This window comes from Arthrobacter sp. JDC6 (genome assembly GCF_056484025.1).
Genome location: NZ_CM151278.1, coordinates 2,269,542 through 2,290,055, shown reverse-complemented (window position 1 = coordinate 2,290,055; position 20,514 = coordinate 2,269,542). Strand labels below are relative to the sequence as shown.

Annotated in this window: 21 protein-coding genes; 16 read left to right on the top strand and 5 right to left on the bottom strand. The window is 67.6% G+C overall.

Going from position 1 to position 20,514, the window contains the following annotated elements:
* Nucleotides 1-170: 170 nt before the first annotated feature.
* From ACV095_RS10685 to ACV095_RS10665, 5 genes are all read left to right on the top strand, one after another.
* Nucleotides 171-686 carry a flavin reductase family protein gene (locus ACV095_RS10685; protein ID WP_018770991.1) on the top strand — a complete coding sequence of 172 codons (516 nt, stop codon included), beginning with the start codon at nt 171-173 and terminating at the stop codon, nt 684-686.
* 137 nt (nt 687-823) lie between these two features.
* Entirely contained in the window at nt 824-1,126 is a 303-nt protein-coding gene (locus ACV095_RS10680; RefSeq protein WP_018770990.1) for a hypothetical protein, read from the top strand.
* Nucleotides 1,116-1,724, top strand: coding sequence for a hypothetical protein (locus tag ACV095_RS10675; protein WP_018770989.1), 609 nt, complete (start codon nt 1,116-1,118; stop codon nt 1,722-1,724). The genes ACV095_RS10680 and ACV095_RS10675 overlap by 11 nt, the downstream gene beginning before the upstream one ends.
* 42 nt (nt 1,725-1,766) lie before the next feature.
* The gene (gene hrpB / locus ACV095_RS10670) at nt 1,767-4,388 is read left to right on the top strand and encodes an ATP-dependent helicase HrpB (protein ID WP_478221791.1); all 2,622 of its coding nucleotides are present in this window, start codon (nt 1,767-1,769) and stop codon (nt 4,386-4,388) included.
* Nucleotides 4,389-4,538: 150 nt separating this feature from the next.
* Nucleotides 4,539-4,685, top strand: coding sequence for a hypothetical protein (locus ACV095_RS10665; RefSeq protein WP_018770987.1), 147 nt, complete (start codon nt 4,539-4,541; stop codon nt 4,683-4,685).
* Nucleotides 4,686-4,690: 5 nt separating this feature from the next.
* Here ACV095_RS10665 and ACV095_RS10660 read toward each other — a convergent pair whose 3' ends face one another.
* Nucleotides 4,691-5,368: an alpha/beta family hydrolase gene (locus tag ACV095_RS10660; protein WP_134165380.1), complete on the bottom strand. Its 678-nt coding sequence runs from the start codon at nt 5,366-5,368 to the stop codon at nt 4,691-4,693.
* 67 nt (nt 5,369-5,435) lie between these two features.
* On the opposite strand from ACV095_RS10660, the gene ligD reads away from it, so the two are divergent.
* Nucleotides 5,436-6,473, top strand: a complete 1,038-nt coding sequence (gene ligD, locus ACV095_RS10655; RefSeq protein ID WP_134165379.1) for a non-homologous end-joining DNA ligase — start codon at nt 5,436-5,438, stop codon at nt 6,471-6,473.
* Between the two features lie 123 nt (nt 6,474-6,596).
* On the opposite strand, the gene ACV095_RS10650 is transcribed toward ligD, so the two are convergent.
* Nucleotides 6,597-7,217 carry an L-threonylcarbamoyladenylate synthase gene (locus ACV095_RS10650; protein WP_134165378.1) on the bottom strand — a complete coding sequence of 207 codons (621 nt, stop codon included), beginning with the start codon at nt 7,215-7,217 and terminating at the stop codon, nt 6,597-6,599.
* A 212-nt stretch (nt 7,218-7,429) separates the two neighbouring features.
* Between ACV095_RS10650 and ACV095_RS10645 the strand changes: the two genes are divergently transcribed.
* The 6 genes from ACV095_RS10645 (at nt 7,430) to ACV095_RS10620 (ending at nt 11,455) form a co-directional block, all read left to right on the top strand.
* Nucleotides 7,430-7,861: a VOC family protein gene (locus tag ACV095_RS10645; RefSeq protein WP_134165377.1), complete on the top strand. Its 432-nt coding sequence runs from the start codon at nt 7,430-7,432 to the stop codon at nt 7,859-7,861.
* 95 nt (nt 7,862-7,956) lie between these two features.
* Nucleotides 7,957-8,661 carry a hypothetical protein gene (locus tag ACV095_RS10640; protein ID WP_134165376.1) on the top strand — a complete coding sequence of 235 codons (705 nt, stop codon included), beginning with the start codon at nt 7,957-7,959 and terminating at the stop codon, nt 8,659-8,661.
* A gap of 18 nt (nt 8,662-8,679) precedes the next feature.
* On the top strand, nt 8,680-9,186 hold the full coding sequence (locus ACV095_RS10635) for an HAD domain-containing protein (protein WP_056390203.1): 507 nt from the start codon (nt 8,680-8,682) through the stop codon (nt 9,184-9,186).
* A 153-nt stretch (nt 9,187-9,339) separates the two neighbouring features.
* Nucleotides 9,340-10,587, top strand: a complete 1,248-nt coding sequence (locus tag ACV095_RS10630) for an inorganic phosphate transporter (protein WP_018770980.1) — start codon at nt 9,340-9,342, stop codon at nt 10,585-10,587.
* Nucleotides 10,584-10,805 (top strand): hypothetical protein, encoded by a 222-nt coding sequence (locus ACV095_RS10625; RefSeq protein WP_018770979.1) that lies wholly within the window; start codon nt 10,584-10,586, stop codon nt 10,803-10,805. Before ACV095_RS10630 ends, ACV095_RS10625 begins: the two co-directional genes overlap by 4 nt.
* Nucleotides 10,806-10,894: 89 nt before the next feature.
* Nucleotides 10,895-11,455 carry a dihydrofolate reductase family protein gene (locus ACV095_RS10620; RefSeq protein WP_134165375.1) on the top strand — a complete coding sequence of 187 codons (561 nt, stop codon included), beginning with the start codon at nt 10,895-10,897 and terminating at the stop codon, nt 11,453-11,455.
* A gap of 10 nt (nt 11,456-11,465) precedes the next feature.
* Here ACV095_RS10620 and ACV095_RS10615 read toward each other — a convergent pair whose 3' ends face one another.
* Complete coding sequence (locus tag ACV095_RS10615; protein WP_026266023.1) at nt 11,466-11,930, bottom strand: hotdog fold thioesterase; 465 nt, start codon at nt 11,928-11,930, stop codon at nt 11,466-11,468.
* Between the two features lie 217 nt (nt 11,931-12,147).
* Between ACV095_RS10615 and polA the strand changes: the two genes are divergently transcribed.
* The 3 genes from polA to rpsA all read left to right on the top strand — a co-directional run bounded on the left by polA (nt 12,148) and on the right by rpsA (nt 17,892).
* Nucleotides 12,148-14,790 carry a DNA polymerase I gene (gene polA / locus ACV095_RS10610; protein WP_478223443.1) on the top strand — a complete coding sequence of 881 codons (2,643 nt, stop codon included), beginning with the start codon at nt 12,148-12,150 and terminating at the stop codon, nt 14,788-14,790.
* A 50-nt stretch (nt 14,791-14,840) separates the two neighbouring features.
* The gene (locus tag ACV095_RS10605) at nt 14,841-16,139 is read left to right on the top strand and encodes a GNAT family N-acetyltransferase (protein WP_208324280.1); all 1,299 of its coding nucleotides are present in this window, start codon (nt 14,841-14,843) and stop codon (nt 16,137-16,139) included.
* Between the two features lie 277 nt (nt 16,140-16,416).
* The gene (rpsA, locus tag ACV095_RS10600) at nt 16,417-17,892 is read left to right on the top strand and encodes a 30S ribosomal protein S1 (RefSeq protein ID WP_018770974.1); all 1,476 of its coding nucleotides are present in this window, start codon (nt 16,417-16,419) and stop codon (nt 17,890-17,892) included.
* Nucleotides 17,893-18,018: 126 nt separating this feature from the next.
* Here rpsA and ACV095_RS10595 read toward each other — a convergent pair whose 3' ends face one another.
* Both ACV095_RS10595 and ACV095_RS10590 read right to left on the bottom strand, forming a co-directional pair.
* A complete protein-coding gene (locus ACV095_RS10595; RefSeq protein ID WP_018772000.1) occupies nt 18,019-18,519 on the bottom strand; it encodes a GNAT family N-acetyltransferase in 501 nt (166 codons plus the stop codon).
* Entirely contained in the window at nt 18,503-19,192 is a 690-nt protein-coding gene (locus tag ACV095_RS10590; RefSeq protein WP_018771999.1) for an IMPACT family protein, read from the bottom strand. Before ACV095_RS10590 ends, ACV095_RS10595 begins: the two co-directional genes overlap by 17 nt.
* Before the next feature lie 88 nt (nt 19,193-19,280).
* Here ACV095_RS10590 and coaE point away from each other — a divergent pair, with 88 nt between their 5' ends.
* Nucleotides 19,281-20,495, top strand: coding sequence for a dephospho-CoA kinase (gene coaE, locus ACV095_RS10585; protein ID WP_478221790.1), 1,215 nt, complete (start codon nt 19,281-19,283; stop codon nt 20,493-20,495).
* Nucleotides 20,496-20,514 lie beyond the last annotated feature (19 nt).

The following is a 20,514-nucleotide window of genomic DNA, read 5'->3' as shown; positions in this document are numbered from 1 at the left end:
TGTTGCGTCAAACAACGACACGTCAGCGTCCCTGAAGCCACGCGCCGATGACGCCGGAAGTACGGGCATGACAATTCGTTTCGCCGCGGGTCGGTGCGTTTCAGGCGGCTTGAATGAGCCGATTTGCTGATGGTTTGGTGAGGTAACGATCCAGATGAGAGGCCATTTCCATGACAGTCACTTCAGATCTTGCTCCGCGCCGGCTCCGGGACATTTTCGGCACGTTTGCCAGCGGCCTGACCATCATTACGGGTTCCACCCCCGATGGGCCCACCGGGTTCACCTGCCAGTCCTTCGCATCCCTTTCGTTGGAGCCGGCGCTGGTCACCTTCAGCCCGGCGCGGACATCGACCACCTGGCCTGCACTGAGAAGGGCCGGGTCCTTCACCATCAACATCCTTCCGGCCGAACACCAGCACCTCGCGGGCCAGTTCGCGCGCTCGGGGACGGACAAGTTCGCCGGCGTCAGCCACGCATCCTCGCCCCTGGGGAACCCGGTGCTGGATGACGCGCTCGCCTGGCTGGACTGCGAACTCCATGCAGAATACGACGGCGGCGACCACACCATTGCGGTGGCTGCCGTGCGGCACCTCAGTGCCCGGAACGACGCCGAACCCCTGCTGTTCTTCAAGGGCCGGTATGCAGGACTCGCCCCCGCGGAGCGCCTGCTCGAAGCGGCCGGCTGACTGGCGCGCCCAATCCACCGGGCATTGCCGATGCCCCGGGACCCCGCCTCCGTGCCCTTGCTTTAGCTCCATCCAGTAGTAAGCTTGCTGAGCATTACTAGTAAGCTTGCTGATTAAATGGGATGGGAGCAGGAGCTATGGGCGCAATTTTCGGTACGGCCCTGTCACTGGTGCTGACCGTTGGCGGTGCGGCGGTGGCGGCAGAACGCGGCCCGGGAGCCGCGCAGCACTATCTGGCCGGGCACGTGCTCCTCGGAGTGGGGATCGGCCTGTTGTTCGCCACCGGACTGCGCATCGGCATCCGGTATCTCCTGGCCCGGCCAGGATCCCAGCGGCGGAGCGCTCCCGTGGCACCCCCGGCAGCGGAGCTCGCCTCCGTGACTGTACTCCCCGTCCGGACCGCCTCCGCAGTCCCGCTGCGGGGCAGGCATGCCGCTTGAGGCGCAGGCACCGGCGGACCTGGTGCTGACTCCTGAGCAACGCGCCCCGCATCCCGCACCCCGGCGTCGCCGCGGAGTCCGTGCCCTGATGCTCCTGTGCTGCGCCGTCGTTGCGGCGGCGCTGGTTGCCGGCGCCTCCGGCATCCGTTCCGGGGATGCAGACGAAAACGTCCTGCGCGGTTTCCAGATCCGGGTGCTGAGTATCAGCCAGGCCGCCGCCGAGAACAGGATGGATGGGGCGCTGGCTGCCCTTCAGGCCCTCGAGAAGGACCTGGGCGATGCGGCAGCAAATGGCCGGCTTTCGGCATCGCGGTACCGGAGCATCGAGAATGCACTGTCGGTGGTCCGGACAGATCTCGCCACGCAGGTGGCAGCAGCGTCCGCGGCAGCATCCCCTGACACAGCGCCGGGCGCCGTTTCGCCAGACCCTGCCCTTGCCGGCACCGGGCAGAACCAAGCCGCTCCCGTGGAACCCGCCGTTCCGGCCGTCGCTCCGGCGCCGGTCCCGGCAGACTCCGCTCCGCAGGCCCCCGGGCCGGAGCATCAGGACACCGCGAAGGAAGCCAAAGGCAAGGGCAAAGGCCAGGGCAAGCCCTGACCGCAGCGGCAAACAGCTCCCCGGCCAAGGGAGAATGGATGGATGAATCCTCCTGAGGGCCGCCCCGCCGCCGACGCCTTCGACCTCCGCGTGATCGGTGCCGGACTCGCCTTCGAAGGATCCCTTTCCGCTTTGCGGGAGGCACTGGGAAGTGATGGTATCCCGGGTGCCGCCGTTGTGCAGGCACCGCCGGGAACGGGAAAAACCACCCTCGTACCGCCCCTGCTGGCGAACCTCCACGGCCGGCGGGGCCGCGTTGTCGTCACCCAGCCGCGGCGGGTTGCCGCCCGTGCCGCCGCCCGGCGCCTTTCTGCGCTCGACCGCAGCCGGATGGCCGGCCGCGTGGGCTACACCGTCCGCGGGGAACGCCAGGCGGGCCCGGACACCCTGATTGAGTTCGTCACCCCGGGCATCCTGTTGCGACGCCTGCTGGCAGATCCCGGGCTGGAGGGCACTGCCGCCGTCGTCCTGGATGAAGTGCACGAGCGGGGACTGGAAACAGACCTCCTGGTCGGCATGCTCGCTGAGGTCCGTGCGTTGCGCGGCGACCTCGCCGTCGTCGCCATGTCCGCAACCCTGGACGCGCCCCGGTTCGCAGCCCTGCTGGGGGATGACGAGGGCGCCTTGCCCGCACCCGTCGTCGACTTCCCCTCCGTCAACCATCCACTGGACGTGCAGTGGCTCCCGGCGCCCGCCGCCCGGCTGGACGCGAGGGGAGTGGCGCGCACCTTCCTGGATTATGTGGCCACGGCAGCCGCGGACGCCCATGAACGTGCCGTTGCGGCCGACGGGTCCGTGGACGCGCTCGTGTTCCTGCCCGGGGCCAGGGAGGTCTCGCACGTTGCAGCGGTCCTGCGCAGCCGGCTGGGCAGCAGTGTTGACGTGCTGGAACTTCACGGCCAGGTGGGGACAGCCGAGCAGGACAGGGCAGTGGCGGGGCGTGCTCCCGGGGACCTCCCGCGGATCATCGTCTCGACCGATCTTGCCGAGTCCTCCCTGACAGTGCCCGGCGTCCGGCTGGTCATAGACTCCGGACTGGCCCGGGAACCGCGGCGGGACGCAGGCCGCGGCATGAGCGGGCTGGTTACCGTGTCCTGTTCCAGGGCGTCAGCCGACCAGCGGGCCGGGCGTGCCGCACGGCAAGGCCCGGGGACAGTGGTCCGCTGCTACTCGCAGCACGCATATGGCGCCGCTCCCGCCCACGTGACGCCGGAAATCAAGGTGGCGGACCTGACGGGCGCCGCCCTGACCCTTGCCTGCTGGGGCGCGCCCCGGGGGAAGGGGATTGCCTTGCCGGACGCACCGCCCGGCCAGGCAATGGATGACGCCGTTGAGGTGCTCCGGGAGTTGGGCGCAGTGTCCGGTGACGGCCACGTGACTGCAGCGGGCCGCGCCCTTGCCGGCATCCCCGCCGATCCACGGCTTGCCCGGGCATTGCTCGACGGCGGCACCTCCACCGGACACCGGTTCGCCGCCGGGGTGGTAGCCGCGCTCTCCGGGGACCACCGCGCACCCGGAGCGGACCTGACCCGCCTGCTGGTCCAGCTCAAAGCCGACACAGGCCCGGCCGGAAGGTGCTGGGCGGACGAGTCCAGGCGGCTGGGCGCCCTGGCGGGTCGGCAACAGGACGGCGCCACGGCCCCTCCCGCCATCTTTGCCGCTGGAAACGAAGCTGCGGGCGCCGTCGTCGCGCTCGCCTTTCCCGACCGCGTGGCCCGCCGCGTGCCCGGCAGCGACGGCGCCGGACAGTACCTGCTGACGTCCGGGACCAGGGCAGGGCTGCCGGCAGGCAGCACGTTGTCAGGCCACGAGTGGCTGGCCGTGGCCGACGTGTCCCGCGCCGAGGGAAGGGACGCGGCCGGTACGGGCGCCGTGATCCGCGCCGCAGCCCCCATCACCCTTGGCATTGCCGAAGCGGCGGCGTCCCACCTGCTGTCCGACAGTGTGGACGCGGAATTCAGCGGCGGCCGGCTGAGCGCGCGCAGGACCAGGCGGCTGGGAGCGGTCGTACTCTCCGCAACCCCCGTGCGCCCCACCGCCGAACAGGGCAGGAGGGCCGTGCAAGCCGCGCTGCGGTCAAGCGGCCTTGCCGCCCTGCCGTGGTCGACGGCGGCGGCCTCCTTGCGGCGCCGCCTCGCCTTCCTGCACCGCGAGGTGGGGGCGCCGTGGCCTGATGTGTCGGACGGGGCGTTGCTTGGGCGGCTGGAAGAGTGGCTGGGGCCCGAGCTGGAAGACCTGGCGGCCGGGAAACCGGTCACCTCAATCGACCTGGCCCACCCCCTGCGCCGGCTGCTGCCCTGGCCCGAAGCGGCCCGGCTGGACGAGCTTGCGCCGGAAAACCTGGAGGTCCCCAGCGGCTCCCGCGTCAGGATCGACTACCCGGAACCAGGTGGGGATTCCGCCGCGCCCGTGGTGGCGGTGAAACTGCAGGAGTGTTTCGGGCTGGTTGAATCCCCGCGCCTGGCGGGCGGCCGTGTCCCGGTCCTGTTCCACCTGCTGTCCCCGGCCCGCAGGCCGCTGGCGGTCACCGGCGACCTCACATCGTTCTGGTCCGGCCCGTATACCCAGGTGCGCGCCGAAATGCGGGGCCGCTACCCCAGGCATCCCTGGCCGGAGGACCCCTGGTCGGCTCCCGCCACGGCACGGACCAACAAGCGGAACTGAAACCACGTCCGATTCTTTCCGGCCGGGGAAGGCTGCGTGAGAACTTCGATACACAGCCGAAACGTCGCGTCGACGTGCTGAAACATGCCTTCCCTACGCTCTTAAGTACGCGGACAACGTGGTCCGCATTCCCCTACGGAAGGACACACCATGTTTCTCTTGAACAGCCTCAACCTCCTGCTGGACGGCCGACGCAGTGAGGCCGGCGGGTCCCGCAACACCGACACCGGCACGTTCCCGGAAGGCCGGCTCACCTCCGCCGCCTGGGAAGGCTGGTGGCACGAGGACGCTGCCTAGCAGCGTCAGCCGTGCCCGGCGATGAACTCCGCCACCGGAAGCGCCAGCGACGCACCCACCTCATCGGCGGGGCGCTTGTTTCCCGCCACGGCAAAGGAGTGGTCACCGCCCTCCACCCACTGCAGGACCGCGTTGGATCCGATCCGGGCCACGACGCCCGCCAGGATGTCGGGCGTGGCAAACGTGTCGCGCGTTCCCTGCAGGAACAGCATCGGCGCCGTGATCCCGTACAGGTGTTCATCCCGGAGTTTCTCCGGCTTGCCGGGGGCATGCAGCGGGTAGCCGAGGTACACCAGGCCTGTGGCCTCCATGCCGTCGGCAACGGCCATGGACGCCATCCTGCCGCCGAACGACTTGCCCGCCGCCCAGACGGGGCCGCTGTCGCCGTTGGCCTCCGCCTGGGCGCGGGCTGTGTCCATGGCGGCCCGCCATGCGGCGATGGCAGCCGGAGGGCGGTCGGGGAACTTCCGCCCTGCCTCCAGGTACGGGAAATTGAAGCGTAGGGTGGCCAGGCCCAGCCCGTTCAGGGCGTCGCTGAAGCCGCGGAGGAACGGATGGTCCTTGCCGGCACCGGCACCATGCGCCACCACTACAGTGGCGGTAGGCTTCCCGGGACGGGCGTAGACGGCGGAAAACGAGGCGTCACCGACGGCGACCATGAGCTGCTGATCGGATGAGGGCATGGCTCCATCATGCCGGAGGCCGGCGGATATGCCGGTGTCTGCCGGCGGCCGGGTGTACGTTGTCCCCATGGCGAGCGAACAGACCACCATCACTGTCCCGGGTCCCAACGGCGGGCGCGAAATGCGCATCTCCAGCCCCAGCCGCGTCCTCTGGCCGGACCTGGGCCTGACCAAGCTGGACCTCGCCAGGTATATCTGCGACGTGGGGGAGGCATTCATCGCCGCCAACGGGGACCGGCCCGTGTCCCTCCAGCGGTACTCGGACAACATCGAAGGCGAGATGTTCTTCTCAAAGAACCCGCCAAAAGGCACGCCGGACTTCATCAGGTCCGTCAAGGTGGTGTATCCGAGCGCCAGGTCCCACCCCCAGCTGGTCCTTGACGAACCGGCAGCTGCCGTCTGGGCCGTACAGATGAACACCGTGGTCTTCCACCCCTGGCCCTCCCGGGCGGAGAACACGGACAACCCGGACCAGCTGCGGATCGACCTTGACCCGCAGCCGGGCACGGACTTCGACGACGCCGTTCCCGCCGCCTTGGTGCTGAAGGACGTCCTCGCCGAGGCAGGCCTCACCTGCTTCATCAAAACGTCCGGCAACCGCGGCCTGCACGTTTACGCACCCGTCGAACCAACACGCGAATTCCTGGACGTCCGGCACGCGGTCATCGCCGCTGCCCGGGAAGTGGAGCGCCGGATCCCGGACAAAGTAACCACGGCGTGGTGGAAGGAAGAACGCGGCCAACGGGTGTTCCTGGACTTCAACCAGGCCAACCGCGACCGCACCATCGCCGGCGCCTACAGCCCGCGGGCCCTGCCGCACGCCCCCGTGTCCTGCCCCATCACCTGGGAGGAACTGGAACACGCGGATCCAAAGAACTTCACCATCCTCACGGTTCCGGAACGGTTGAAGACGGTGGGAGACCCCTGGGCTGGCTTCAACGCCAAGCCCGGGACCATCGACACGCTGCTGGAATGGTGGGACCGCGACTGCAAAGCCGGCCTGGGGGAGATGCCCTTCCCGCCGGACTACCCCAAGATGCCGGGCGAACCGCCCCGGGTCCAGCCCAGCCGGGCGAAAAAGCAGACTGACGCCAACAACGACTGACCTGGGCCCTCCAAAACGGGGCACTTTGGCACGGACACGGCGGCCGCCGTCGGAAATTACGACGGCGGCGCCGCCAAAGTGCCCCGGGACCGCAGGTGCGGCCCGGGTTACTTCGAAGCAGGTTTATTCGAAGCGGGACGGGTCGCCCATGCCACGCCGGACCACCTCGGCCACCCCGCTGGAGAAATCAATCACGGTGGTGGGCTCTGCCCCGCAGTCCCCGGCGTCGATCACGGCATCCACCTGGTGGTCCAGCCGCTCCTTGATTTCCCAGCCCACGGTCAGCGGCTCTTCCTCGTCCGGCAGCAGCAGCGTGCTGGACAGCAGCGGCTCGCCCAGTTCGGCGAGCAGCGCCTGGACCACGCGGTTGTCCGGAATCCGCACGCCCACCGTCTTCTTCTTGGGGTGGAGCAGGCGCTTGGGAACCTCCTTGGTGGCGGGCAGGATGAAGGTGTAGCTGCCCGGGGTAACGGACTTGATGCTGCGGAACACGTCGTTGCCGATGTTCACAAACTGGCCCAGCTGCGCGAAATCGCGGCAGACCAGCGTGAAGTGGTGCTTGTCGTCCAGGTGCCGGATGCTCCTGATCCGGTCCAGCGCCTCCCGGTTGCCCATCTGCGCCCCCAGCGCGTAGCAGGAATCCGTGGGGTAGGCGATCAGGCCGCCGTCGCGGATTATGTTCACTGCCTGCGCGATGGCGCGCGGCTGGGGGTCCTGGGGATGCACATCAAAGAATCGGGCCATGCCCCGAGCCTACGTTCCCGCGGCCCGCGCCGCACCCTTTCCTGCGGGATATGCCTCGACACGGAAACAGTTTCGTCCCCTGACATTCAAACCCCGGAACACGGGATGAACAGGGGAGACTTCCCCTACCGGGTGGCGGCCGGATAGGGCAGGATGTTGTCTGCCCGCGTTCCGGCCGAAGCAGTTCCGGCCCCTGTGAAGGAGAACCTGCCATGCCAACAATCCTCAATCCCTACATAAGTTTCCGGGACAATGCCCGTGAGGCACTGAACTTCTACCAGCAGGTGTTCGGCGGCGAGCTGACACTCAGCACTTTTGGTGACTTCCAGGCCAGCGAGGATCCTGCGGAAGCGGAAAAGATCATGCACGGCATGCTGACCACCACCCAGGGCCTGGTCCTCATGGGCGCTGATACCCCCAACAGCATGGAGTACCACCCGGGTTCCGCCATCTCCATCTCGCTCAGCGGCGATGATGAAGTGGAGCTTCGCGGCTACTACGAGCAGCTCAGCGGCGATGGCGGCGCGGTGACAGTCCCCATGGAAAAGTCGCCGTGGGGTGACATCTTCGGCATGTGCACCGACCGGTACGGAGTCGCCTGGCTGGTCAACGTCAACGCATCGCAGGCCACGCCGGCACCCTGAGGACCCTGAGGACGTGGAGGGGGGAGGGCCGGCCAGCCTGCATGGATCTGCCCCTGCGCCTTGAGGCCGGGCCCCCGGGCTGGGAGGATTGATGCGTGAGGCCCCTCATGGAGTTCCTGTACGACAAGTGGTGGATGGTGTTTCCACTGATGGCGGTGGCCGGCCGCTGGGCAGGCGGCTGGCGGCGTGCCGGCGACCGCCGGTACCGGCGCCGGGTCGAACTGTACAAACTCCAGAACCAGGACAAACTCCAGAACCAGGCACGCGAAGCTGACAGGGCGTCGGTGGCCGACGTGAAGTCGCTCATGGCCACCCACGATGCCACCAACCGGCGATGGCTTGACTATGAGCTCGACGTGGGAAAGCTCATTGATTTTCCCCTCATGACGGACGTCCGGGAACCCCTCACGGTCGCCTTCCTGCGCGCCAAACGCGAAGCCGACGGCCTGCGGCCACCCTCTGCCGAAGACCTGACATCAGTGGCCGGCCTTGACGCCTACCGGCAGGCCGTGAACAACTTCGCGGTGGCCCTGGATGTGGCCGAGCGCGAAGCCATACGGATCAGGGACAGCAAGTTCAGCGGCCCCGAACGCGAACGGCTTGCCGTGGCACGGAAACTGCTCATGATTGCCGAGAACCATGCGGCTACCCCGGCCGAACGGCAGTCTGCCTACAAGCGGGCCCGGCGTGAGCTGGACGGGCTCATCGTCCTGCCGGACGTCACAGTGGCGGCCCTTGAGGGCAGAATCGCACCGCCGCTGGATGCAGGTCCCAGGCCGCCGCAGTTCCACCAGGGCTGAAGCCCCTGCAGGTGCAGCGTGCGGCGGACGCTTTATTTGGATGTCGACGGCGTGGTCTGCCCGTTCGGCCCGGAGGGAACCACCGGCTGGGGGTCCGCCTGGCAGCGCGCCGACGCTGGGCTGTTGCCCGTCACCTTCGCCGCAGAACTCGTATCGGGGCTCAACTCCCTGGCCATGACGCCCGGGCTGCGTTGTGTCTGGCTTACCAGCTGGGAGGAGCTGGCGCCCCAATACCTGTGTCCCGCCGTCGGACTTGCGGGCAGCGGCTGGCCATACCTTGCCGCGGACGGGGCAGCAGGCGGGGCCGTCTGGTGGAAGCTCCGGGCCATCCAGGGCGACGTCGAGAAGACCGGACCCGACTCGGTGGCGTGGGTGGATGACCAGCTGGCGTTCGAGGCTGAAGCACAATCATGGGCACGCTTCCTGGGCAGGCGCATCCTCACGGTGTCGCCCCATCCGCGGCAGGGAATCACGCCCGCGGAACTGGACGTGCTCCGCTCTTTCCTGGCCGGGCCCGTGTTTTGACCTCCTGCCCGGTACGCGTACGATCGATAAGGTTTCCCGCCGGTTGTGCCATCGCCGCAAGTCATTCCAAAGCAAACAACTGGTGAACTATGCTGTCCAAGGCAGCCGGGTAAGAGAAACTGCTGAACGTCGACTCTGCAGATTGGGCAACAGGTGGATATCACCTTCATGGTGGCGCTGGTCATCGCACTGGCACTATTTTTCGACTTCACGAACGGCTTCCACGACACCGCGAACGCCATGGCAACGCCCATCGCAACCGGTGCCATCAAGCCCAGGACAGCCGTGGCCCTGGCAGCCGTCCTGAACCTGGTGGGCGCCTTCCTTTCCACCGAGGTGGCCAAGACAGTGTCCGGCGGCATCATCCGCGAAGGGTCCGGCGGCGTCCAGATCACGCCGGAGATCATCTTCGCCGGATTGATGGGGGCCGTCCTGTGGAACATGGTCACATGGCTGAAGGGTTTGCCCTCCAGCTCATCCCACGCACTGTTCGGCGGACTGATCGGCGCGGCCATCGTCGGCGCAGGGTTCAACTCCGTCAACCTTGAGACGCTCCTTCAGAAGGTCATTCTTCCGGCGGTCTTCGCACCGCTGATCGCAGGCCTTGCCGCCTACGTCTGCACGCGCCTTGCCTACGCCCTCACGTCACGCCACGATCCCGAGACGGGCACCAAGCTCACCCAGAAGCGCGGCGGCTTCCGCACGGGGCAGGTCTTCACGTCCAGCCTGGTGGCCCTGGCACACGGAACCAATGACGCCCAGAAGACCATGGGCATCATCACGCTGGTCCTGATCGCCGCCGGAAGCCAGGCGCCCGGGTCCGGTCCCCAGCTTTGGGTGATCGCCGCCTGCGCCCTCGCCATCGCCATCGGTACTTATGCCGGCGGCTGGCGGATCATCCGCACCATGGGTTCCGGCCTGACCGAAGTCAAGCCCGCCCAGGGCTTCGCGGCCGAGACCAGCACTGCGTCCGCCATCCTCGCCTCGTCCCACCTTGGCTTCGCCCTTTCCACCACGCAGGTAGCCTCGGGTTCCGTCATCGGCTCCGGAATGGGACGCCGCGGGACCACCGTCCGCTGGAACATGGTGGGCAAGATCGCGCTGGGATGGCTCTTCACCCTGCCTGCCGCCGGCATCGTCGGTGCCCTGACCGCCCTGCTGGTGAAGACCGGCGTCGTGGGCGTGCTCATTGCCGCGATTGCCGGCAGCGCCGCGGTGCTCTTCATGTTCTTCTACTCACGCAAGTCCTCCGTGAGCCACCAGAACGCCGTCGAGGTGGAGGAAGCCGGCCAGGCTGTCCGGTTCGCCAAGAAGAAGGCCATGGCCCGCGCCCGGGCCGAAGCCAAAGCTAAAGCCAAGGCGGACGCCAAAGCCAACAACCCCAAGGAGAATCGGCGATGAAGTGGTTGGAACTCCTGACCGTTGCCGGCGCCACGCTGGTTGCTGCCGCAACAGTGGTGACCCTTTACTCGCTCGGCGTCCGGCTGACGGCGATCGCCGCTGACGCCGAACAGACGTCCCCGGCCATGAAGCGCTCGTTCGCTTATGCTTGCTTCGGCCTGTGCGGCCTGGCTGTCCTGGTGGGGCTGTACCTGATCATTCCGTACTTCTCCAAGTAGCCATTCCCGGAAGCTGCTGCCCGGAGAGCCGCAGCCCGGGCATGGCCCGGGCCATTGGCTGGACTGGGCCGCTTGGCTAGGCTGGGGCCATGCCCCGCATCCAATACTTTGTGGCCGCGTCCCTTGATGGCTTCATCGCCACGTCCACCGACGATCTGGACTGGCTCCTGCAGTTCGACGGCTTCGAAGGCGGGGCCGACAGTTACGGCGAGTTCATGTCCGGGGTGGGCTGCATCGTCATGGGCGGGGAAACCTACGCCTGGCTGATGGAGCACGAGCCCGGCAGGTGGCCGTACACGGACACACCCAGCTACGTCTTCACGCACCACGAATACCGTGCCCCGGAGGGCGCAGACATCACGTTCGTCCGCGGGGATGTCCTGGAGTTCATGGCCGACTTCGAGCGCGCGGCCGGGGACAGGAACATCTGGGTAGTGGGCGGCGGCAACCTGGCGGCCCAGTTCGCGGATGCCGGACTGCTGGACGACATCATCCTTTCCGTCATCCCGGTGGTCCTGGGCAGCGGGAAGCGGCTGCTCCCGGTAAAAGGACCGACGCCGCCGCTTGAGCTGGCTGCGTCCCGCACCATGGGCAGGGGGATCGTGGAGCTGCGCTATCTGCTGCCCGGGCGAACGGGCCCGCGGTCCTGACGCACGTACCTCAGCCGGCGTCGTCCCGGAGCATGTTGGTGATCCGTGCCGTTGAAAGGCGCCGTCCCTGGGCATCGGTCATGACGATTTCATGGGTGGCAAGCGTGCGCCCCAAATGGATCGCCGTACAGGTGCCCGTCACCATGCCCTTCGCAATGGACCGGTGATGCGTGGCACTGACCTCGATGCCGACGGCATGCCGGCCGGGACCGGCGTGCATCCCTGCGGAGAACGAACCCAGGGTCTCGGCCAGCACCACGTGCGCGCCGCCATGGAGTATGCCTGCCACCTGGGTGTTGCCCTCCACCGGCATGGTGGCAACGGTCCGTTCCGGACTCATCTCCAGGAAATGGATTCCCATTTTGACCACCAGGGCGCCAACGCCAAACCGGCCCAGCCAGCCGTGCATGTGGTCGGGAATGCCGGCGGCCGCCAGCTCCTCCGCGAAAGCGCCCGGCGTGAAATTGTCTGTCATGGCAACTAGGCTGGCACCTGTGAGTGAAACAACCAAACCGGCCCCTTTCCCGTCTTCGGCCATCGCTGAGGAGGCTGCCGCGCAGCTTTCGTCCTCCACGCCCAGGCCTGCTGCAAAGGCCGCCACCCCCGCTGCCGGTGGGTCTGTTTCAGCCACGGAAGCGCCCGTGATTCCCATCACCGACCAGCCCCGGCTGCTGGTCCTTGACGGCCACTCCATGGCGTTCCGCGCCTTCTTCGCCCTGCCCGCGGACAAGTTCTCCACGTCCAACGGCCAGCACACCAACGCCATCCACGGCTTCACCTCCATGCTGATCAACCTCATCAAGGAGCAGCAGCCCACCCACATCGCGGTGGCGTTCGATGTCTCGGACGAATCCACCCACCGGAAGACCGAGTACAGCGACTACAAGGGCGGCCGGAACGAAACCCCCCGCGAGATGAGCGGCCAGATCGACCTGATCGCGCAGGTCATGGAAGCGTGGGGCATCAAGACCATCAAAATGCCCGGCTACGAGGCCGACGACATCCTGGCCACGCTCGCCACCATGGGTGAAAAGGCCGGATTCGAAGTCCTGCTGGTCTCCGGTGACCGGGATGCCTTCCAGCTCATCACGGACAACGTCTTCGTGCTCTACCCGCGGAAGGGCGTCAGCGACATCCCGCGGATGGACGCTGCGGCCATTGAAGCGAAATACTTCGTCAGCCCGTCCCGCTACTCGGACCTTGCCGCCCTGGTGGGGGAGACGGCCGACAACCTGCCGGGCGTGCCCGGCGTCGGGCCCAAGACCGCGGCGAAATGGATCAACCTGTACGGCGGCCTGGAAGGCGTCCTGGAGCACCTTGACTCCATCGGGGGCAAGGTGGGCGACGCCCTGCGGGAGAACGTCGACGCCGTGAAGCGCAACCGCCGGCTGAACCAGCTCCACACCGATCTTGACCTCCCCGTCACCCTGGACGACCTCTACCAGCCGCGCCCCGACCAGGCCGCGATTGAGGACCTCTTCGACCAGCTGGAGTTCAAGGCCATCCGCGGCCGGCTGTTTGCCCTCTACGGCGACGCTGACACTCCCGCCGCCGAACGCGACAGCATCGAAACACCGCACTACACCACGCCTGCCGGTGCCGCCGAACTGGCCGCCTTTCTGGCCCCAGGCGCCGGCCAGCGGACCGCCCTCGCTGTGGACCTCGTGCCCGGCCGCATTGGCGAGGACGCCGCCGCGCTGGCCATCGTGCGCGGCGACGCCGCCGTCTACGTCGACCTCGCCGGCCAGGACGCCGAAACCGAAAATGTACTGGCCGGATGGCTGCGCGACCCCGAAGCACCCAAGGTGATGCACGGCTTCAAGGCCGCGCTCAAGGCACTCACTGCCCGCGGCCTGGAGCTGGAGGGCGTGGTGGACGACACCTCCATCTCGGGCTACCTCATCCAGCCGGACCGCCGCACCTATGAACTCGCCGAACTCGCCCAGCACCACCTCAACGTGGGAATCCCCGCCGCCACGGCCAAGGCCGGGCAGCTGGAACTGTCGTTCGACGGCGACGACACCGCAGCCGCCGACGCCCTGGTCCAGGCCGGCGCCGTCGTGCTGGCCCTGAGCCGCTACTTCGAGGACGAGCTCAAGGAGCGCAAGGCGGAGGAACTGCTGTCCACCCTGGAACTGCCGGTCAGCCGGGTCCTCGCCGACATGGAACTCGCCGGCATCGCCATCGACATGGACAAGATGGATGAACAGCTTGCCGACCTCGCGCGGGTGATCGACCAGGCGCAGGAACAGGCCTTCGCTGCCATCGGCCACGAGGTCAACCTGGGCTCGCCCAAGCAGCTGCAGACCGTCCTGTTCGACGAACTGCAGCTCCCCAAGACCAAGAAGATCAAGTCCGGCTACACCACGGACGCCGCTTCCCTGAAGAACCTCCTGGAAAAGACAGGGCACGAGTTCCTGGTGCAGCTCATGGCGCACCGCGAGGCGGCCAAGCTGCGCCAGATGCTCGAATCGTTGAAGAAGTCCGTGGCGGAGGACGGCCGGATCCACACCACCTACGCCCAGAACGTGGCCGCCACCGGCCGGATCTCGTCCAACAACCCCAACCTGCAGAACATCCCCATCCGCAGCGAGGAAGGCCGGCGCGTCCGTGGCATCTTCGTGGTCAGCGATGGCTACGAATGCCTGTTGTCCGCCGACTACTCCCAGATCGAGATGCGCATCATGGCGCATCTTTCGGGAGATGCGGGCCTGATCCAGGCTTACAGGGACGGCGAGGACCTGCACCGCTTCGTCGGCTCCAACATCTTCCACGTCCCCACGGACCAGGTCACCAGCGCCATGCGCTCCAAGGTGAAGGCCATGTCCTACGGGCTTGCCTATGGTTTGACGTCCTTCGGCCTGTCCAAGCAGCTGGAGATTTCCGTTGATGAGGCACGGACCCTGATGAAGGATTACTTCGACCGCTTCGGCGCCGTCCGCGACTACCTCCGGGGAGTGGTGGACCAGGCCCGGGTTGACGGCTACACCGCCACCATTGAGGGGCGCCGCCGCTACCTGCCGGACCTGACCAGCACCGATCGCCAGCTGCGCGAGAACGCCGAGCGCATCGCGCTCAACAGCCCCATCCAGGGTTCGGCGGCGGACATCATCAAGCGCGCCATGCTGGGTGTCCATGCCGAACTGCAGGCGCAGGGCCTGAAATCGCGGATGCTGCTCCAGGTCCATGACGAACTGGTCCTGGAAGTCGCTGCCGGGGAGCGGGCCGCCGTGGAGAAACTGGTGACCGAGCAGATGGCGGCAGCCGCGGACCTGAGCGTGCCCCTGGAAGTCCAGATCGGTGTCGGACCCAGCTGGTACGACGCCGGGCACTAACGTGTGTTGATGCTGGCCAGGCGCCGGAGGTCTTGGCTAGGCTCAGGTGCGTGGCTGATCTGAGTGGAAACTACGAAATCCGGCGCTTTGGTGCTGTATCCAGGGGCAAAGACGGTTACGCCCAGGCGGAAACCTGGAGCCGCGCCGTATCCTTCGGCTTCCACGAATCCACCCGCACCCCGGAACACGTCGCGAAGACGCTCGAAACGTATGAGGCAGACCGGCGCGTCCTCACCGGCGCCTACCAAACGGGCCCGGTAGCGCCCTCGTCGCTGCCCGCGGACGTGCCGGTGGCCACCTTCGGCACCATGCGCAATACCCTCAACGTAGGCTTCGGGCGCCTGGTGGAAGCCCACCTGGTCACCGCCGTTACCGTCCGCACCTCGCACCGGCGGCGGGGGCTGCTGCGGCGGATGATGAGCGAGGACCTGCAGCTCGCGAAGGACGACGGGGTGGCGGTGGCGGCGCTGACCGCATCAGAGGGAACCATCTATGGCCGGTTCGGCTACGGCGTGGCCAGCTTTGAACGCACTGCCAAGGTGGACACCACTGCGCGGTTCAGCCTGCGGCACCAGGCCACCGGCACCGTGGAGGTCGCCGACCCCAAGGCCCTGCTGCAGCTGGCTCCTGAAGTCTTCGACCAGGTGCACCGGCTGACTCCGGGGTCCGTAGGCCGGCAGGACTGGTATCGGCTGCTTGCGTCGGGCGCGCTCGGCCGCGACGGCAAGGAGGATCCCGCCATCAAGGTGGCGCTCCACTACGGCCCGGGCGGCGACATTGACGGCTACGTTTCCTACAAGTTCCTCGGCTGGGACACCGAGCCCTACACCGTGGAAGTAGTGGACCTGCTGGCCGGCAGCAACGATGCCTACCTGGAACTCTGGCAGTTCCTTGGTGCCATCGATCTGGTGGACCGCGTGTCCTGGACGGAAGCCCCGTTGGACGACCCCCTGGCCTGGGCCCTGGACGATCCCCGCTGCATCGACTCCTCGGACAGCCGGGACATGCTCTGGCTGCGCATCCTCGATGTCCCCAAGGCACTCTCCGGGCGGCATTACCCAACTGCAGGCCGCCTGGCGCTGAAAGTCCTGGACCCGCTCGGCCTCACGGCTGGAACATACGCCCTTTCGTCTGACGGCAGCCAGGCCACCGTCGAGCGCCTGCCGGAAACCGCGGAGGCGGACCTGACCCTCGATGTGTCCGCCCTGTCGTCCATCTACGTCGGCGGGGTCAGTCCGGTTACGCTGGCGGCAGCCGGCAAAATCCGGGAGCACACGGCAGGTTCGGCGTTGACGGCCATGCAGATGTTCGCCGTCGAACGGGCGACGCACTGCCTCACCCACTTCTGAGGTCGGTTGACTGCATGGGGTCCGGTCCTGGGTGAACGCGCCACCGGCGTACTGCGCCTGCCCGCTTTGACCCGAATTGCGGGCAGCGACTAGAATAAACGGGCGTGTACCACGTGCACGCACTTGCGTCCCCTCGCGGGGCGCATTGAAAGCAATCCACAAAATCAGGATGACCCGGAGGATCCGTCGGATTCACCGCGAATCGCGCCTGCGTTCCATAACGCGGGCGCGCCGGTTTGCCTGACCGACTAACTATCCACAACGGAGCCCCTACTACATGACCATCACCTCCACCGAGAAGCCCGGTACCCCCGTAGTCGCCATTAACGACATCGGTACCGCTGAGGACTTCCTCGCAGCAGTCGACGCGACCATCAAGTACTTCAACGACGGAGACCTCGTCGAAGGTACCGTCGTCAAGGTCGACCGCGACGAAGTTCTGCTCGACATCGGTTACAAGACCGAAGGTGTCATCCCCTCCCGCGAGCTTTCCATCAAGCACGACGTTGACCCCGGAGACGTCGTCTCCGTTGGCGATCAGGTCGAAGCCCTGGTGCTCACCAAGGAAGACAAAGAAGGCCGCCTGATCCTCTCCAAGAAGCGCGCTCAGTACGAGCGTGCCTGGGGCGACATCGAGAAGGTCAAGGAAGAAGACGGTGTCGTCACCGGTACCGTCATCGAGGTTGTCAAGGGTGGTCTTATCCTCGACATCGGCCTGCGCGGCTTCCTGCCCGCATCCCTCGTCGAGATGCGCCGCGTGCGCGACCTGGCTCCGTACATCGGCCAGCAGATCGAAGCCAAGATCATCGAGCTGGACAAGAACCGCAACAACGTGGTCCTGTCCCGCCGTGCATGGCTGGAGCAGACCCAGTCCGAGGTCCGCTCCACCTTCCTCAACAAGCTGGAAAAGGGCCAGGTCCGTCCCGGCGTTGTTTCCTCCATCGTCAACTTCGGTGCCTTCGTGGACCTGGGCGGCGTAGACGGCCTGGTCCACGTTTCCGAGCTGTCCTGGAAGCACATCGACCACCCGTCCGAGGTTGTCGAGGTTGGCCAGGAAGTCACCGTCGAGGTCCTCGAGGTCGACCTGGACCGCGAGCGCGTCTCCCTGTCGCTCAAGGCTACGCAGGAAGACCCGTGGCAGACCTTCGCCCGCACCCACGCCCTGGGCCAGGTTGTCCCGGGTAAGGTCACCAAGCTGGTTCCGTTCGGTGCGTTCGTCCGCGTCGAAGACGGCATCGAAGGCCTGGTCCACATCTCCGAGCTGGCCGTGCGCCACGTGGAGCTGGCCGAGCAGGTTGTCTCCGTTGGCGACGAACTGTTCGTCAAGGTCATCGACATCGACCTGGAACGCCGCCGCATCTCGCTGTCCCTCAAGCAGGCCAACGAGGGCGTCGACGCCGACAGCACCGAATTCGATCCGGCTCTGTACGGCATGGCCGCAGAGTACGACGAAGAGGGCAACTACAAGTACCCCGAGGGCTTCGACCCCGAGTCCAACGAATGGCTCGAAGGCTACGAGACCCAGCGCGCCGCTTGGGAGCAGCAGTACGCTGACGCCCAGGCCCGTTGGGAAGCCCACAAGAAGCAGGTTGCCCAGCACGCTGCTGACGACGCTGCTGCCGCAACGTCCGGTGACGGCGATTCCGGCGCCACCAGCTACTCCTCCGAGCCTGCTGCCACCGACACCGGTGCCGGCACCCTGGCTTCGGACGAGGCACTTGCTGCCCTGCGCGAGAAGCTGACCGGCAACTAATTGCCGCCGGCCCGGATTCCGGGCTGACGCAAGGGGCCCCCGCGAAAGCGGGGGCCCGTTGTGCTTTAACGCGACAGCTGGCTGGCAGCTGCCCGACAACGCATGGGGCGTTGCGGTCAGCCGGGCCTACAGGTCGACGACGGCGAGGACCGTCCCTTCGCCGTCAGAGGTCAGTGCCGCCCCGGCTGCCGCGAGCAGCCGCTGGGCGCGGTGGTTCCCAGCCAGGGTACGCGCGGTGACGCGCCTCAGGCCGGCCCGGCGGGCCTCCGCCAGGACCAGGTCCAGGGCGGCGGTGCCGATCCCGCGCGAACGGAAGCTCCGGCCAAGCCAGATCCCGGTTTCCGCGGAAGGCACGTCGGCACCAGCGTTCCGTTTGAGGCGCACGGAGCCGGCAATCCGGCTGCCGCTGAAGACGGCCCAGGACTTTTCCGCTGCGGGGCCTCCCAACCCGGCTGCCGCAGCGTGATGGTAGCTGTAGAACCAGGCGGTGCGCTCCAGGTTCCAGCCGGGGCCGCCCAGTGGGGGAGCGACTTCATCCGGGGAGGCGTCGCGCTTGGCCAGCTGGAGCAGCTGGTCCGCTACGGCTTCATCGACGTCCACCAGGGTCACTTCAGGTGATGGCTTCATCCACCCATTCCGTTTCACCGGGCGTGAGCGTGGCAGACCCTGCCGTCAGCTGCAGGACGCGGTCAGTTGCGGCAGCTATGGCGGCTGCGTGGTCCGGCACGGCAATCCGCAGCACCGTGTGCCGGTCCTGGTAGCTGGTCTCCGCCATGACGGCGCCGGTGGCACGCAGGTCGTTCTCCAGCCGCCCTGCGGCGGCGTGCGGTACCGCCGTGGAACAGATCCGCAGCCTGCTGCGGCGGACCAGGGGCGCCAGGTCCAGGGCTGCCGAAACCGACTCGGAGTAGGCCCGGACCAGCCCACCGGCGCCGAGCAGGACGCCGCCGAAATAACGCACGACGACGGCACTGGTGTCACTGAGGTCGGTCACCCCGGGTGCGGTCTCCCTCTTCAGCAGGGCTTCGAGCATGGGGATGCCTGCAGTCCCGGCAGGTTCGCCGTCGTCGCTGGAGCGCTGGATGGTGCGGTCCGGCCCAAGGACAAACGCCGAGCAATGGTGGCGCGCGTCGTGGAATTCCCGGCGGAGGTCCGCCACCAGGTCACGGGCCGCAGCCTCCGTGCCGGCCCTCCGCAGGACCGTGATGAACCGGGAGCGCTTGATCTCGAGTTCGTGCCGGAAGTCCCGGCCGGCCGCCAGCGTGGTGTAGGTGCCTGACCGGCTGTCTTGCTCTTGCATCCGCCCCAGTCTAGGCCCACCCGCCGGCGGCCTCACCTCCCTGCTTCCAGGCGGCGGACCTGCGGCCGGGGACTAGTAGGCTGGCGGGGTGCTGAAAATCGGGCTGACGGGCGGGATCGCTTCAGGGAAATCGGTGGTGGCCGCGCGGCTGAAGGAACGTGGCGCCGTGCTGGTGGACGCAGATGCGCTGGCACGGGAGGTGGTTGAGCCCGGCACCGAGGGCCTCGAGCGGATTGTGGGGGAGTTCGGCGCGGACATGCTCGACGGCGCCGGGCGGCTGGACCGCGCACGGCTCGGCGGGGCGGTGTTCGGCAACCAGGAGCGCCTGGCTGCGCTGAACGCCATCGTCCACCCCCTGGTACGCGCCCGCGCCGCCGCCATCACGGCAGCGGCGCCGGAAGACGCCATTGTGGTCCAGGACATCCCCCTTCTGGTGGAGACGGGGCAGGGGGCCGCCTTCCACCTGGTGCTGGTGGTGGACGCCCCGGACGAGGTGCGGATGCAACGCATGCAGGAGCAGCGCGGCATGACCGCCGAAGCGGCGCGTGCGCGGATGGCCGCCCAGGCCACCCGGGAGGCACGGCTGGCCGTTGCCGACGTCGTCCTGGACAACTCCGGCACCATCCTGCACCTGCTTGAGCAGGTAGACAGGCTCTGGGACGGGCGGCTGGTGCCGTTTGCGCGCAACCTGGCGGCCGGGACCCGAGCACCGCGGAAGGGGGGACCGGTGCTGGAGCCGCACCGGAAGGAATGGGCACGGCAGGCGGCCCGGATCGCGGCCCGGCTGGAAGCGGCTGCGCCCGGCCTTATCCTGGCCGTGGACCACATCGGCTCCACCTCCGTTCACGGCCTGGCCGCCAAGGACGTCATCGACCTGCAAGTGGCGGTGCCCGACCTGGAAACCGCGGACAGGATCGCACCGCTCCTGGCGGCTGCCGGCTTCCCGGCAGTACGGGGAGCCGAATCGGACACCCCGAAGCCCAACGCCCCTGATCATGCCGGATGGCAGAAGCGGTTCCACGCCAATGCGGACCCGTGCCGGGCCGTGAACGTCCATGTCCGGGCCGCCGGCTCGGCCGGGTGGCGTTACGCGCTGATGTTCCGCGACTGGCTGCGGACTGACCCCTCCGCGGTCCGGCTTTACGAAGCGCACAAGGCGGACCTGGCAGGACGCTTCGCGGACTCCGCCACCACCAGGGCCTACGCGGACGCCAAGGAGCCCTGGTTCACCGACGTTGCCTGGCCGCGCATGTCCGCCTGGGCCGAGGCAACAGGGTGGGTGCCGCCGTCGTACGCGTCCTGAGGCAGGTCCTTGGACGGGC

Coding starts and splice junctions, on each gene's coding strand:
- ACV095_RS10685 (WP_018770991.1), top strand. CDS start 171: ATGACAGTCACTTCAGATCTTGCTCCGCGCCGGCTCCGGGACATTTTC.
- ACV095_RS10680 (WP_018770990.1), top strand. CDS start 824: ATGGGCGCAATTTTCGGTACGGCCCTGTCACTGGTGCTGACCGTTGGC.
- ACV095_RS10675 (WP_018770989.1), top strand. CDS start 1,116: ATGCCGCTTGAGGCGCAGGCACCGGCGGACCTGGTGCTGACTCCTGAG.
- hrpB (WP_478221791.1), top strand. CDS start 1,767: ATGAATCCTCCTGAGGGCCGCCCCGCCGCCGACGCCTTCGACCTCCGC.
- ACV095_RS10665 (WP_018770987.1), top strand. CDS start 4,539: ATGTTTCTCTTGAACAGCCTCAACCTCCTGCTGGACGGCCGACGCAGT.
- ACV095_RS10660 (WP_134165380.1), bottom strand. CDS start 5,368: ATGCCCTCATCCGATCAGCAGCTCATGGTCGCCGTCGGTGACGCCTCG.
- ligD (WP_134165379.1), top strand. CDS start 5,436: ATGGCGAGCGAACAGACCACCATCACTGTCCCGGGTCCCAACGGCGGG.
- ACV095_RS10650 (WP_134165378.1), bottom strand. CDS start 7,217: ATGGCCCGATTCTTTGATGTGCATCCCCAGGACCCCCAGCCGCGCGCC.
- ACV095_RS10645 (WP_134165377.1), top strand. CDS start 7,430: ATGCCAACAATCCTCAATCCCTACATAAGTTTCCGGGACAATGCCCGT.
- ACV095_RS10625 (WP_018770979.1), top strand. CDS start 10,584: ATGAAGTGGTTGGAACTCCTGACCGTTGCCGGCGCCACGCTGGTTGCT.
- ACV095_RS10620 (WP_134165375.1), top strand. CDS start 10,895: ATGCCCCGCATCCAATACTTTGTGGCCGCGTCCCTTGATGGCTTCATC.
- ACV095_RS10615 (WP_026266023.1), bottom strand. CDS start 11,930: ATGACAGACAATTTCACGCCGGGCGCTTTCGCGGAGGAGCTGGCGGCC.
- polA (WP_478223443.1), top strand. CDS start 12,148: ATGGCGTTCCGCGCCTTCTTCGCCCTGCCCGCGGACAAGTTCTCCACG.
- rpsA (WP_018770974.1), top strand. CDS start 16,417: ATGACCATCACCTCCACCGAGAAGCCCGGTACCCCCGTAGTCGCCATT.
- ACV095_RS10595 (WP_018772000.1), bottom strand. CDS start 18,519: ATGAAGCCATCACCTGAAGTGACCCTGGTGGACGTCGATGAAGCCGTA.
- ACV095_RS10590 (WP_018771999.1), bottom strand. CDS start 19,192: ATGCAAGAGCAAGACAGCCGGTCAGGCACCTACACCACGCTGGCGGCC.